12 protein-coding genes are annotated in these 14,340 nt (G+C 43.5%); 2 read left to right on the top strand and 10 right to left on the bottom strand.

The annotated features are described in order from the left end of the window. Nucleotides 1–128: 128 nt before the first annotated feature. Nucleotides 129–1,208 (bottom strand): Fe(3+) ABC transporter substrate-binding protein, encoded by a 1,080-nt coding sequence (locus D1B31_RS02550; protein ID WP_118919159.1) that lies wholly within the window; start codon nt 1,206–1,208, stop codon nt 129–131. Between the two features lie 578 nt (nt 1,209–1,786). Continuing rightward, nucleotides 1,787–2,329, bottom strand: a complete 543-nt coding sequence (locus tag D1B31_RS02545; RefSeq protein ID WP_118919158.1) for a hypothetical protein — start codon at nt 2,327–2,329, stop codon at nt 1,787–1,789. A gap of 288 nt (nt 2,330–2,617) precedes the next feature. On the opposite strand from D1B31_RS02545, the gene D1B31_RS02540 reads away from it, so the two are divergent. Beyond that, nucleotides 2,618–3,487: a hypothetical protein gene (locus D1B31_RS02540; RefSeq protein ID WP_118919157.1), complete on the top strand. Its 870-nt coding sequence runs from the start codon at nt 2,618–2,620 to the stop codon at nt 3,485–3,487. Between the two features lie 693 nt (nt 3,488–4,180). Here D1B31_RS02540 and D1B31_RS02535 read toward each other — a convergent pair. The 7 genes from D1B31_RS02535 to D1B31_RS02505 form a co-directional block, all read right to left on the bottom strand. After that, nucleotides 4,181–5,257 carry a 4Fe-4S binding protein gene (locus D1B31_RS02535; RefSeq protein ID WP_118919156.1) on the bottom strand — a complete coding sequence of 359 codons (1,077 nt, stop codon included), beginning with the start codon at nt 5,255–5,257 and terminating at the stop codon, nt 4,181–4,183. 25 nt (nt 5,258–5,282) lie between these two features. Beyond that, nucleotides 5,283–6,089, bottom strand: a complete 807-nt coding sequence (locus tag D1B31_RS02530) for a dimethyl sulfoxide reductase anchor subunit family protein (RefSeq protein WP_118919155.1) — start codon at nt 6,087–6,089, stop codon at nt 5,283–5,285. Between the two features lie 2 nt (nt 6,090–6,091). Next, nucleotides 6,092–6,655, bottom strand: a complete 564-nt coding sequence (locus tag D1B31_RS02525) for a 4Fe-4S dicluster domain-containing protein (protein ID WP_118919154.1) — start codon at nt 6,653–6,655, stop codon at nt 6,092–6,094. 15 nt (nt 6,656–6,670) lie between these two features. Further along, nucleotides 6,671–8,872 (bottom strand): molybdopterin-dependent oxidoreductase, encoded by a 2,202-nt coding sequence (locus tag D1B31_RS02520; RefSeq protein ID WP_118919153.1) that lies wholly within the window; start codon nt 8,870–8,872, stop codon nt 6,671–6,673. Nucleotides 8,873–8,878: 6 nt separating this feature from the next. Further along, nucleotides 8,879–9,499, bottom strand: coding sequence for a TorD/DmsD family molecular chaperone (locus D1B31_RS02515; protein ID WP_158587413.1), 621 nt, complete (start codon nt 9,497–9,499; stop codon nt 8,879–8,881). Between the two features lies 1 nt (nt 9,500). Then, the gene (locus D1B31_RS02510; RefSeq protein ID WP_118919151.1) at nt 9,501–9,722 is read right to left on the bottom strand and encodes a hypothetical protein; all 222 of its coding nucleotides are present in this window, start codon (nt 9,720–9,722) and stop codon (nt 9,501–9,503) included. Between the two features lie 514 nt (nt 9,723–10,236). Continuing rightward, the gene (locus D1B31_RS02505) at nt 10,237–11,397 is read right to left on the bottom strand and encodes a D-alanyl-D-alanine carboxypeptidase family protein (protein WP_240035132.1); all 1,161 of its coding nucleotides are present in this window, start codon (nt 11,395–11,397) and stop codon (nt 10,237–10,239) included. Nucleotides 11,398–11,667: 270 nt separating this feature from the next. On the opposite strand from D1B31_RS02505, the gene D1B31_RS02500 reads away from it, so the two are divergent. Further along, the gene (locus D1B31_RS02500) at nt 11,668–12,990 is read left to right on the top strand and encodes a M14 family zinc carboxypeptidase (protein WP_118919150.1); all 1,323 of its coding nucleotides are present in this window, start codon (nt 11,668–11,670) and stop codon (nt 12,988–12,990) included. Between the two features lie 154 nt (nt 12,991–13,144). Here the strand turns inward: D1B31_RS02500 and D1B31_RS02495 are convergent, their stop codons facing one another. Beyond that, a complete protein-coding gene (locus tag D1B31_RS02495; RefSeq protein ID WP_118919149.1) occupies nt 13,145–14,338 on the bottom strand; it encodes a chromate transporter in 1,194 nt (397 codons plus the stop codon). Nucleotides 14,339–14,340: the final 2 nt, after the last annotated feature.

Here is a 14,340-nt window from a genome sequence, read left to right as displayed (position 1 = left end):
ATTCCGATGATGTCTATATAACTTACCTTCTTCTAAATTATAACGAAAATCATTCTCAATTGAAACCGAAAGTTATGTGAACAAAACGACCGAAACACCATATGCGGCGCTTCGGTTGTTCAGTCTTGTTATTTCCAGCCGACTTCGTTGAAGATTTTAATTGCCTTCTGCTGATTTTTACCGAGAACGGATAGTTTAATATCCTGCTCTTTAAACTCGCCCCATGATTTTAGGAATTCGGAAGGCTGAACATTAGGGTTTGCAGGATATTCGAAGTTCACTTCAGCAAATTTGCCCTGTGCTTCTTCACTAGATAGGAACTCCATGAACTTAATTGCGTTTTCCTTATTCTTTGCATGCTTTGTTACAGCAATCGCGCTGACGTTAATGTGGGTTCCTGTTGTTTCCTGGTTCGGGAAGAACACACCTACTTTTTCAGCTACCTTTTTTTCTTCGGGATCTTCAGAAACTGACATTAGTCCAACGTAGTACGTATTCATAAGCGCTACATCCGCTTCGCCTGCTACAACAGCTTTCGCCTGGTCTCTGTCATTTCCTTGGGGTTCCCTAGCCATATTCTCTGCAAATCCTTTCGCCCATTCCTTTGCATTCTCTTTACCCATAACCTCGATGAAAGATGATAGAAGTGAAATGTTGTACATATTGTCTGCTGGGCGGGCAACAACTCTTCCTTTCCATTCCGGTGTTGCCATTGCTTCATAAGTAGATAGCTCTTCAGGCTTTACACGGTCTTTCGCATAAACAAGGACACGCGCCCTTTTTGCCATTCCAAACCAATAGTTATCTTCGTCACGAAGATTTTCCGGAATGTTTTTGCTTAGAACTTCACTTTCTACAGGCTGAAGCAAATCAGATTCTTTCGCTATGTGAAGGTTACCTGCATCTGCAGTGAAATAAAGGTCAGCTTCCGTTGCATCCCCTTCAACATTCAGGCGTTCCATCAATTCATCGCCTTTTCCTTCAACAACATTTACTTTAATGCCTGTTTTTTCTTCAAAGATTTTGTACAGATCGTTATCAGACTCATAGTGCCTGCTTGTATAAAGATTGACTACTCCAGGCTCTTTCTTTTCTTTGGATTCATCTGCAGGCTGTTTTTCTGAAGTAGTGTTCGAACTTGTACAACCCGCCAATGCACCGAAAACAAGCAAAAAAACCATACTGAATGCGAATACCTTTTTCTTCATTTTGCACCTCTTGTTTGTATTTTTTAATTGAGAATCATTTTCATTTTCTACCCTCCCCTAATATATAATGATAATCATTATCAGTCAACCAATCTTTTAAACTTTTTCACTAGTTTTATAAGATTCACATCCGTTTTCATAAATAGTTCACGGTTTTGACAAAATGCTGTCATTTCTAAACCTATATAGGTTTAGGTTAAACTTTTCTGCTAGCTATAAGACAAAGTTTATGAACTGGATGCACCAGAACCTTTGTTTCTAAAACTCGTATAATGATTTGCGACAGTGAGTTCGGAAAAGATTGTGGAATGATCGTTCAAGGCTTGGATTCGCACCAAAGCCTCTGTTAAAACATTAGTAAAAATTATATAGATGCTAAAATGCTTTGATTTTATTCCATAATTCATAGGTTGCTTCAGTAATCATTTTTCGTTTATAAAAGCCTTAGTATGCCTTTGGGCCTTATCCGACTTGAAAATTTTGCTAACAATTTTGACCACAGCAAAAAGGGCATTGATTTTTTCATAAACCAATGCCCTTAAAAAACTTACGCCGAAGTATATTTTGAAAAACGTAAATTAACTTGCCGGATGGGCGGGACTAAATCCTGCTTTAAAAGCCGCCTCTTTCAAAATAGCCATCTTGCTCCGGTGGCCCTCTATCAACTCAGCGATTTTCTCTTCATCTTTCAATTCGTATAAAGAAGAAGGAGGCTCCTCCGAAAACATGAGAGTATAAACTTGATCGCCATCTTTTAAATAGGCAGCATACATAGCCCATCCTTCTTTCCCGTATGACTCCCATTCCTCATAAGGTAGGCTGTCTATAATAGCAAGCAGGGGATAGTCCTCTCCATCCTTCGGCAGTTCGCTGTTCAAGATCGTTATGGCAGGGCCTGCGCTCTTCACGACCACGCCTGCTTCATTCATCGGTTCCTTCAAAACAGTATTCGCGCTGTTCCCAACTTTAATTTCAAAGCCGTCTGTTTCCTTTTTGCCTTCTTTTTCACTCACTGTTACATTCGATCTTGCCAGTGTTTTCGACACTTTAACAAGCCCAATGCCACCGACTAAGGAAAGTGAAATGATAACCGCTGCTGTTCCAATCAATTTTTTGTTCATGTAGTCCACCATCTTTCAGTAAGAGAATAATACCCGTAAAAGTTAAGGTGCATTTCTAACATAAGTCCCTCAATAGTATTAAAGACGAAAGAGAAAATAGAAAAGTTTCACACTGGAACATTCTATCAATAGAAGCATTGTTTCAAAGCTACAAAATCTAATTTTCTCCCATTTTCCAAAAATTGATAACGAAGAGCTTTTTTGGTAAAATAAAATTGCTTCTCAACTCTACAATCTTTTTACCCCACTTTAATCAAAATCCAAACGGAAAGCAGGTTGAATGACATTATGAAAAAAAGGCCACTTTGCAGCTGCGGCAGCGGGTTAGCCGCGGAGCATTGCTGCGAAACATTCCAAATCCATTCCTTTGTCCTTCCTCACACCGAGTCCCAAACACGCGAAAACATTTTGCAAAAACTCAAGATTGGTTCTGAATTTCAAATGAGAAACCGCGCACTTGCCTTCTTTTACGGAGATGACCTCATTGCCTACAAGCTGGGCAAACCAAAAGACCCCAATAGAAATGAATTCCTATTTCATCTATCAAACTATCTCACGGATTATCTTGAAGATTTAAGCCCGCCTTCTTGGCAGGAATGCTCCCCTATTTTCTGGGAAGAGTTCATCTCCACCTACCTCCCTGGCAGAATCTCTATTTCAAAAGAAGGCCATGAAACCGAAAAGATGATTACAGAAATCCAAAAGTTCGTCCGCTGGCTCGATCGTAGGGAAGGCACCGCCTGGTTCAGTATCGTTGATCATTATATCAATATGTACAAGTCCGATATAAAAACCACAGAAACCGCGTTGAATGCCCTTGTCCTCCACCATTTCCCTCATATTCATGAAAAAGATTTTGATTTTCAAAAAGACTTTGATGCAGACCAAAAGCGATTGGGCGTCCTGGCCCAATCTGAAGATGGTTTCTTTGAAGTGCAGACAGTCATAGAAGGAGTGTTTGTCCTCAACAATTTGGAGGACGGGCGAACGTATCACACAAAAGGGCTGCCCGGCTGTATTTTGCCCGGAATATTGCTAAAAGGCGCCATCGGCAAAAAGAAACATGATCTCTTCTGGAGCTGGTGCGCAACAGGCGCCGTATTCCCTAAATGCTCCAAAAAGTTTTTGGAATCGGAAGAAGCAGTCATTATTTTATAGAAGGAATTTTAAGAGGTTATCCGTGACACCCTCGAAAGATTTTTTCGGGTTGTTGTCACTCATACGGGCTTTGCGTGACAACTTCAACGGGTTTTGACTGATTGTTGTCACTCATACGGGCTTTGCGTGACAACCTCAGCGGGTTTTTACTGATTGTTGTCACGCAAACGGGGCTTGCGTGACAAACTCAACGGGTTTTTACTGATTGTTGTCACTCATACGGGTCTTACGTGACAACCTCAACAGATTTTTACTGATTGTTGTCACTCATACGGGTTTTGCGTGACAAACTCAACAGGTTTTTACTGATTGTTGTCACTCAAACAGGCTTTGCGTGACAAACTCAAGGGGTTTTTCCTAATTGTTGTCACTCATACGGGTCTTGCGTGACAAACTCAACGGGTTTTTACTGATTGTTGTCACTCATACGGGTCTTGCGTGACAACCTAGACCGGTTTTCCCTAATTGTTGTCACTCAAACGGGTCTTGCGTGACAAACTCAACAGGTTTTTACTGATTGTTGTCACTCAAACAGGCTTTGCGTGACAAACTCAAGGGGTTTTTCCTAATTGTTGTCACTCATACGGGTCTTACGTGACAAACTCAACGGGTTTTTACTGATTGTTGTCACTCAAACAGGCTTTGCGTGACAAACTCAACAGGTTTTTACTGAAAACCCTCGGTAACAGGCACTCATCTTAAAAGAACTTCTTTCTCCAGCAGGGCTTGATTTTGCACTGGTTGAAGTTTGATGCTCTTAAAATAGCAGATTTCTTCACAGAGAGAACAGTCTACACATTGCTCTGGTTTCAATGTAATGGTTTGCAGGCCATTTTCACTTTTCATTGTCAAGGCTTCCGTTGGACATAAAATCGCACAGGCTCCGCAGAAGTTGCACTCCTCGTTTATTTCAGGTAACCGGCTATCCTCCTGATGGCGCAATGCTTCATTTCCCTCCACTTCCGCCAAAAAGAGCGAACGTTTCGTCATATACGGATAGGTCGTTTCATTTGTCATTTTTTCAAACAAATGATGGCCCACTTCGTTCAATTCCTTTTTAAGTTTTGACACGGAGTCCGCTTTGATTTTCTCTTGGTAGGAAGGAATCTTGGTTGAGCCGCCCAACAGTTCACTGATGGCAAGCTTGTTCGTTGTTTTCACTTCCTTAAAGAAACTGGAAAGAAAATCCCTGCGCCCGGCATCATAGGGAACGTGATCCTTTGAATCGCTTATGTGAGAAGTAAAATTCACCTCTGTACTAGTGATTGCTTCCGCGGCTTGCAGCTCGCTTCTCCACACCTTTTCTCCCGTGCTGATGTCACAGCCGCCGCAAGCCCCATCCGGTTGATAGACAGAAAGATTTTGACACCGATTTAATAGAGTGACCCATCCTTCTTTTGGAATCATCCCTAAGCATGGCACTGAAACCGTCGCAGCAGCACGACTAGGAGCTGGCATTCTTTCGCAATAAAGATAAACCGTTTCATGCTCCTGACTTTTCCGAATCGCTTCCTGGACAACTTGTGTGAGAGGGGGGTGGTTCGCCAGCAGGGCGCCTGTTGGACAAACCATCGCGCAAATACCGCAGCCGATACAGTTGTCATCGATAACAATTTCCTTTTTTGCAAAAGAAATACTGTTCATCGGGCAATGATTGGCACAGCTGTTGCATGTGCTTTTAGGCGAAATCAATTTCGTGCAAAGATTAGCCTCGACATTTAGCAGTGACATTTTTTTACCAATTACATTGACCAAATTCAGTAAATTCACGCCGGCTCCCCCTCTCTACATTTACTTACAAATGAATCGCTGTTTCATAAAATAAAAATCTGCCTAAACTTTCACTGGCCAAAAGGATTGCAAACGCAGCTGAATAGATTTGAACACTTCGCCATTTGCTATTCACATAAGATAATAGCAATAATCCCGAAGCTGCGAGGAATGTGGCTATCCTTGCCCAAAAGAATACATGCCCGAATGTCAGTTTCGCTGCTTCGACCGCTTCCGGCAAACCTGCATTTAGGGATGAAAAATAGCCAACCGCCACAATCGCTGAAACAAAGAGTACAGGAATGATGATGCCGGAAATATTAACGGCCGAATCCCGTTTGATGGCTAAACACGCAGCTACGTATAATGGGCCTAACAACAGCGATGTTAGAAAGAATGCAAAAAGTGTATTCACACTATCCCATGCAGGAATAGCCGGTATCATATAAATTTTTGCGGATGAAAAAATCGCAACGACTCCGATGAAGGAAGCCATCCAACCAATTGCCCGGCGCTTTGGTGCATCGTCTTTGTACCAAAACCAAGTGGAAAGGGCAATCAATCCTAGAAAAGCCCCATAAAAGACAATCTCACGGCTTAACCAGGAGACGCCGAAATTCAATATTGCACGATAAGCGTGCAACGGCTGGCCTAAGTGCAGCATTGAAACGAGAAGCGAAATGCCCCCTAATACTAGGAATGAAATCGAAATCAGCAAGCCTGTTTTCTTTGATATGCCGCCTTTTTTTCGATCAATCCACCAAAGTGCCACAAATCCGCCTAAAAGCAGCTGCGATAAAATAGTGAAGATGACAAGTGGGAGATCATGCATCGTTACACCCTCCTAACTTGTTTGCCTGGCTTCGGCAAAATAAATTGAGTCGTTGGTTTTGTAATAGACGGGTCGGCAAACGTCGGCACGATGCTCACAGTCCCGGCAGGCTGGACTTCATTGTAATCAACAATTTCAATCGCCTCCATCGGGCACTTCGAGACACAGATTGGAGATTCACCTACATCAAGCAGTTCATAACACATACTGCACTTGTCCATTTTCTTCTTAACCGGATTGTATACCGGTACACCGTAAGGACATGCTTTTCCACACATTTGGCAGCCGATGCAAAGGTCCTGATTATGGACAACAATTCCATCCTCTTCACGCTTCGTATACGCCCCAACCGGACAAACCGCCTTACAGGCAGGTTCATCACAGTGGTTGCAGGCCGTTGAAACAAACGCACGGATGGTAGAACCAACCATATCCTCCGGCAGCTCCCTGACCGTTCTCCGCCTCATCTGTGGTTCTAGCTGATAAAAGCTTTTACATGAAATTTCACAGGCATGGCAGCCGATACAACGATCAATATTGACTAAAAAGCCTAATTTTTTGGCCATGGGATTCCCTCCTCCTTATGCTTTTTCGATTTTGACAAAATTATCGTGGAAGGCGATGCCGCGCTGGCCCTTACTATAGTGGCCCATATCTGCAGGAATGGCCTTCACATTAAAGTTTTCCGTGTAATTTACGTCTTTCCACCAGCCCTCATACAGGATGACCGTATCTGCTGGAACGGTTTTCGTTAATTTTGCCGGCAGGGTCAAATACCCGGCATCGTTTTTGACATGAACTAAATCATTTTCTTTTATTGAATGTTTCTTCGCCAAATCAGGATGCATTTCGACGAATGGATGGCTTTGAATCGCATCGAGCCAGTCAATGTGCTGGAATTGGCTGTGGATGCCGAGTTTCCAGTGTGGGGACATACAGCGAATCGGATGCTCCTTATCGCCCTTGTATGGTTCCACAAATACCGGAAGCGGATGGTGGCCGTATTCGGCTGCCTTCTCTGAGTAAAACTCATACTTCCCGGATGGGGTTCTGAATTTAAGGTCTTCCCACGCAACAGTTACCTTTTCAGTTGCTTTGGCTGTCCCGCCATTTTTCCGCAGCTCGTCCCAGCTATTAACGCCAAACATTTCCCTGATTCCATCGTTGAATTCCTTTTCAACCCATTCTTCCAAGCTGCCTGTCACTGGAAATGTGCAGGAGCCAGGTGACAGCTCATTTAATTTCTTCGATAGCCCCATCGCGATTTCAAGGTCGCTTTTCGTTTCATAGAGCGGCTTTATGGCCTGCTCATTGGCGTTCATCCAGTAATGCCAGTAGCTGACGTTGACGCCTACCGTCTCAAAAGGAGTTGTGACAGGAAGAACAATGTCGGAGAGCTCAACCGTTTGGTTCATATACAAATCGGCTGTTACAACTAAGTCCATTTTCTCAAACGCTTTTTTCACGACATTCGGCTCAGGATCCTGGGCCATCGGGTTTCGGCAGGCAATCCACATCATCTTGATTGGCGGATCATTCGCATCCAATACTTGCGCGCCGAAGTTGTTCATATTCACATAGCGATCGGCTTCGCCTTTTGTTCCTTCAGGCACGCCGAATCCCATCGTATGGTAATTAAAGCCCCATGTTTCACCGCCGATGTAATTCACACCGCCGCCTCTTTTTCCGATATTGCCTGTTATTGCTGCTAGTGCATCAATGGCGCGAACCATTGCGCCGCCGTTTGTATGGCGCTGCATCCCGAAGCCAATCCAAATATTCGCCGGCTTCGCGGTCGCGTACTCGCGCGCGATCCGCTCAATGACTTTCTTTGGCACCCCTGTTTTTTCAGCAGCCCATTCGATCGTGATATTGTTTTTGATATAAGCTACAAAGTCATTGAATCCAATCGAATTGTCACGAACCCACTGTTCGTCGTACAACTGATGATCGATAATATAACGGATCATCCCGAGAGCAAGCGCTCCATCTGTACTCGTGTTAATTTGGATATATTCATCGGCTTTGGAGGCCGTTTGGGTAATGAGCGGATCGATGACGACAAGCTTCGTTCCCTTTTCTTTCGCCTGGTTAATAAAATACATAGAGTGGGCGGAAGTCCATGCCGGATTCGATCCCCATAAAATGATATAATCAGCATCCAGGAATTGCTCTGGGTCATTGTTATAGGCTGTCCCCATATCAAAGGCTTGAGCATCCGAACCAGCCGGGTCACATGGTGTTCCCTGGGCCCGGGTCGTATAGCCGATGCTTGAAAGCATGCCTTCTGTTGCATAGTTCAAGATGTTAAAGTTACCTGAATACTTGTTTAGGCAAACTGGCAATGTTGTGCCGTATTCCTCTTTAATGTCGAGAATTTTCTTTGCAATGATCGTATAAGCCTCATCCCAGCTGATTCTCTCCCAATTGCCAGAACCGCGTCCCTTTTGCCGCATTGGGTATTTGATCCGGTCCGGTGAGTAAACAACACGCGGATACGTATTCCCTTTTACGCAAAGACGCCCTTTCGTATAGTTGTTGTTTTCATTCCCAGTGATAAACGTGATTCTGCCGTCTTCGACTGTTGTCACGATTGAACATGTATCATAACAATTTCGCGGGCAGGCGTTGTAAAATTGCTCTTTTTTGCCAGCAGCCTTTGCACTTGCCAGTGGAATGAGCCCCTCTGCCGCTTTCGTCCCGACTGCCCCCAAACCCAATAATGAACCGAGTGCCGCAGAACCTTTTAAAAAGGTCCGGCGGGAAAAGTTTTCAGTTATCATAAGTCCTCACTCACCTTCCATCAGCTGTTTTTCGAACTGTAAAAACTCTTTTAATAAAATGCCCATCGCTCGGGTAAGCGGATTTTCGCTAGATCGGACAATCCGCTCACAATGCTTGAACCCCCATTGCAATAGATGCTTTTCCAAAAACATCTTATGCACTTGGTTTTTTTCTTGGATGCCCCCATCCGTTAAAAGGTACAGAATGAATTCCAATTCGTAGTGGATATGGTCATCCGGCGCCTGTCCTTCGTTCGCTACTTGCAGTCCTACATAATGGTAAAAGTTTCGTACATTCAATGTTTCCTGCTGCAAAATCGTCCCCTCTATGTTTCGGTAACTAGATTCATAGGGAGAGGCCAATAATTTCGCCGGTCCGACAAATAAACGATTATAGTCGTATTCAAACGTTTTAATAGCGGAATCATCCGCTGCCTCCAAGCTCTGAATGGCCTGGAACGCCTCGCCGTTCATCTGGGCAAGCTCTGTTTCACGAAGGATTTTCGCTAATTCGTTCCACTCTGCCGGGCTTAAGCGGTTTAACTCGCCCCGGTAGTAATGGCAAAACAACTGATAGTACATCAGACGTTCTTCTACCTTTTTGACTGCTTCCATTGCCTGAGCCATATTATTCGGCCTCTTTTTCTTCTTGTATTTTCTTCTGCAGTTTTTCAAATTCAGCATGTTCTTCAGGTGTTAATTTCATTTCCTCTTTAACGGTTGGCGAGGGGTCACCTACATAATCCTCATTTGGGACAAACTGAATTTTATCTTTCATGTTCGTGTCAGCCTCGTGCCCACATCCCATTAAAACTCCGGACAAGAGGATGGCGAATAAAATAATTCTCATTATTCTTCAGCTCCTTCTGCTTCTTGCTTAAAAGTATTATGTGAACCGTTGAGCATGTGTAGAAGCGTCAACAGCTTTTCACTCCCCTGATGAATCAATATTCATTTCGGTGCGTTGTCACAGTTTGTTCACTTTTTCACAATATAGTGGATAAATTCCTGCTCTACCCAACAATGGATAGGGGACATCCTGGAAATTTATTACACTTTCCACGATACATACAGTGATATTCTTATATATTGAGTATAGTAGATAATTCACTTTATAATATTAGAAACTTTGACGAAAAGATGAATTTTTTATCGGAAAATGTCGGCTCCGGGTCAAGCGAGTTTGCTTGCAAAAATGAACTTCTGTAGAGGAAGGCGGTTTTCCAAGATGAAACACGCAAAAAAGGTCAAACCCCTGCCTCTGGACAATAGTAGTTAAGCTGTCCGTCGATGGGGTTTGACCCTGTTAAAATTTATGATCTTTTATCTGTCTGTTGATTTCCTTTTTCCTCTAATTTATCTTGTCAGACCCCATTGCTCTTTCGTCTCCGATTTCCTATGATTATTGCACCAATAAGTGCAAGTATACCAATCAGTGTGCCAGGCAGCAGGACCTTGAAATCTTCTTTTTCTTCGTTTGATGGTTTTGGAGGAATCATCTTGGCAGTCTTCCTTATGGGTTGTTTAAAATCCTCCAATTTTACGGAGGTTATAAGGTTTTTATCTTCCCCGAATATTTCCAATGATCCTTCGGCATTCATTTTCATTGTCACGTTTTGGTTAACAGGCTGGCTAAAGTAAACGTCCCTCGTTGTTTTATATTCCCCTTTGTCCATCGGGACGGTGGTTCCCTGTGGAATAAGAGTCGTCTTAAAATTCTCAAATGCATAATCGAGTAACGCTTTCGTATCATTGTAGGCGTCTTTTTGTGAAGCTCCTTCCAGTGTGACAACAATGATACTCGTTCCGGCCCTTTCAGCCGATGTCACCAGCGTGTGACCTGATTCGTCAACATATCCTGTTTTCCCGCCTGTCACTCCGTCATAAGGTTTTTCCCTCATTAATTTGTGATGCGTGAATAAGGTGGTGTGCCATGTTTGGCTATCCCACTTCAGTTCCTTCGTACCAAAAATCCGTCGGAACTCTTCGTTTTTCAGCGCATATTGTGTGATTAATGCCAAATCCCTTGCCGAAGTTTGATGATTCGGATCAAATAAGCCATGCGGGTTTTGAAAGGTTGTTTCCTGCGTTCCAATTCTTGCTACATATTCATTCAGTTTTTTAGCGAACTGTTCGTTAGAGCCATCAAAATGCTCGGCGATAGCGACCCCGGCATCATTTCCGGAATTAATCAGGAGCCCTTCAATAAGCTGCTTCAACGGAACCTGTTCTCCAGGCTCTAGATAGACCCGGGTCCCGTCAACTTCCCTGGCTGCCTCGCTTACGGTAACTTTATCACTGAGGTTTCCATTTTCAATCGCATAAATTCCTGTTGCAATCTTCGTCAAACTAGCCGGGAATTTCCTTTCCCTCGCATTCTTCTCAAAAAGAACCTCTCCGCTCTTCGTATCCAATACAATGGCCGCGCCGCTATTGATAACTGGGATTTCACTAGCATTAGCTTTAGAATAGGACCAATTTTGCCACAAACAAATAAAAACAATTACCATCAGGACTTTTCGCATTTCTCCACCCGCCATCTATCAATTTCCACACAACTTTAGTATTAGTACTATTTCATCACAAAACTGGAAATTAGTAAAAGGCATATTTAAGACTGGTAGAATAAACTATCCAAATAAATATGATGCATAAGGACTAATGGTTTAATTTTCCGAAAATAATGTATATTCAATTAACTTTAACTTATTCCTGTATTAAACTAATTATTGAGCAAGCCTAAAGTTTCGTATTACATAAGAATTTCCGCTCAAATAATTTTTAGGAGGATTTTTATGAAAAAATGGACTAAAGCAGTCATCCCTGCAACAGTAGCATTATCCATGCTCGCAGCTTCACCGGTTTTCGCAGACCCTCAATCCAGGCCTAACGGTCCGTACATCGAAAATGAACAGAATGTTTCATTGTCCAGTTTCATGTCAAACCAGGAATTATACGAGACCCTGCAAAAGCTAGAAGCTTCGGCCAAAGGAAAAATGAAACTTGAGATAGCCGGCTATTCCAACCTTTCCCCTGACGGCTACCAGACAGACAAAGATAAAGGAGAACCCTTGTATGTAGTCAAATTCGGTGAAGTAGATCCAACTAAAAAGCGCATTTTCATCACGACTCAAATCCATGGGAACGAACAAATAGGTACAGAAGCAGCAATTGACATTATTCAAAAATTATCCTCCAACTCTGCAGAAGTGAATAACATCCTTAAGAACGTTTCCATCTGGATCATGCCTCGGATCAACCCTGAAGGTTCTGACAATCTCTATCAGGAAAAATGGTATCCAACACGCTATACACACCAAACTTGGCTCCCAGCGAATATTCAGCTGCCTGAAAATACAAGGGCCCCTTGGTACTACAACAGCGACGGAAGTGAAAGGGCCCAGAATAACAACGGCCGGGTTGTTTACGGGATTCCTGGATATGACCAGAATCGGGATTACAACCCAAACCTCGACTTTAGAATCGAGAACTATGACAAGACAACGATAGCGAATTTCCTTAATAATCGTTCTACCAATAACAGTAACTACGGCGGCTTCTTCGTTACTGCCGAGGCAAGAACTGTATCAGGCGTATTCAAGGAATTCAGGCCTGATGTCTTTGTAGATGTCCATCACCGCGGTTTCAATACCGTTTCGGACGAGGATAACCGCTCAGTTCCAATGCAGTTGGCAGCGGTTGTAGCCGATCCATACACCGATCCGTTCACTGGACAACAGTATGAGGTCGATGCGGATGTCCTTAAACTTGGGAAGCGGGTCAATGCACTTGCTGCCCAATCACTGCAAAGGGGCTTTTCCCATTTTGGCGCCGTGCAGAAATATCCTAAAGTAAACCTTCCGGGCACAGCTCTAGGGACGTTTGCCTTGAATGATGCAGCCATCATGCTGATGGAAATCAAAGGGCAAAGCCAGACTCTTGGACAGAAACAGGCGGGTATGCTGAAAGAAACTGTCAAGGCCCCCCTCTATGATCTTTTCAAAGCTTTGGCTGACGGATCCATACACAATGTGGACCCTGCGGTTTACGATGCGATTCCTGAGTCATCGAACAGGATTTCAGATCCAACGACTAGGGATAATGAGAAGGATTTTTAGGAGCAACAAAAGGACTGCCAGCTGTAATGGCAGTCCTTTGTTTTGCTTCGTCCATTCCGACAAAGGCCTTCAACAAGTTATTGTGCAAATTGCTCAAGTCTGGCAATAGCAAATCCGAGACAGTCTAACGCCGTTAGTCCTTTCTGGCGAATTTTTAAATGAATGTCATGAGTGATCCGCCTATCGCCCCAGAAACCACAATCACCCAAGGTGGAAGCTTCCAATAGACAAGCATACTAAATAGGATCGCAGCAAACGCAAAATCAATCGGTGCCAAAATTGAGCTCGTCCAAATTGGGGTATAAAAGGCGGAGATTAATATCCCTACGACAGCCGCATTTACCCCCATTATCGCCCCTTTCACTTTAGGATTGTTTCGTAAAGAATCCCAAAATGGCAGCGCACCGAGAATAAGAAGGAAAGCAGGTAAGAATACAGCGAGCGTTGCAATTAATCCACCTTGCCATCCTTTCATAACCGCCCCTAAATAGGCGGTAAAAGTAAAGAGAGGACCCGGAACTGCTTGTGTAGCACCGTACCCTGCCAAGAATGCTTCCTCGCTTAACCACCCGGTTGGGACAAATTCCTGTTCTAATAAAGGTAAAACGACATGGCCGCCACCGAAAACTAAAGAGCCAGATCGATAAAAGCTATCGAACATAGCGACCCAGTACGATCCTGTTGCTTCCCTGATAATCGGTAAAAGAATAAGCAAACCAAAAAATAACAAGAGACATATCGCTGAAACACGTTTAGAAATTGGAAACTGTGAACTCACTTCTCCATTTTCTTGGTGTCCTTTATACAGAAGGTATCCAATGAGTGCTGCAATCAATATGACGCCTACTTGCGTAAACGCAGTTTGCCAAATGAGCGTACCCACCAGCGCAAATAAAGCAATGGCTTTTCTTTTTAAATCCGGAGTTAAATTTTTCGCCATACCCATGATGGCATGTGCAACGACTGCTACGGCCACAATCTTTAAGCCATGTATCCATCCAGCATTTCCTATATCAAACCCTGTGAGCAGCAAAGCAAAAAGGATCAATGCAATAACGGATGGGAGTGTAAACCCAAGAAAGGATGTAATTCCACCTAATACCCCTGCACGCATAACGCCTATCCCGATTCCCACTTGGCTGCTGGCTGGCCCCGGTAAAAATTGCGCTAAAGCAACTAAATCCGCATAACTTTTTTCATCCATCCATTTTCTTCTGCGTACATATTCCTCATGAAAATACCCTAAATGAGCGGTTGGCCCGCCAAAGGAGGTCAACCCAAGCCGGGTTGAGACGATAAATATTTCTACCAGTGATTTGATTCCCCTATTTCGGTTCGTTTGATCCATTT

It is taken from the genome of Neobacillus notoginsengisoli, from assembly GCF_003515685.1.
GTDB classification, from domain to species: Bacteria; Bacillota; Bacilli; order Bacillales; family Cytobacillaceae; genus Bacillus_D; species Bacillus_D notoginsengisoli.
Note: the sequence above shows the minus strand (reverse complement) of the source record. Positions and strands in the feature narration are given on the sequence as shown.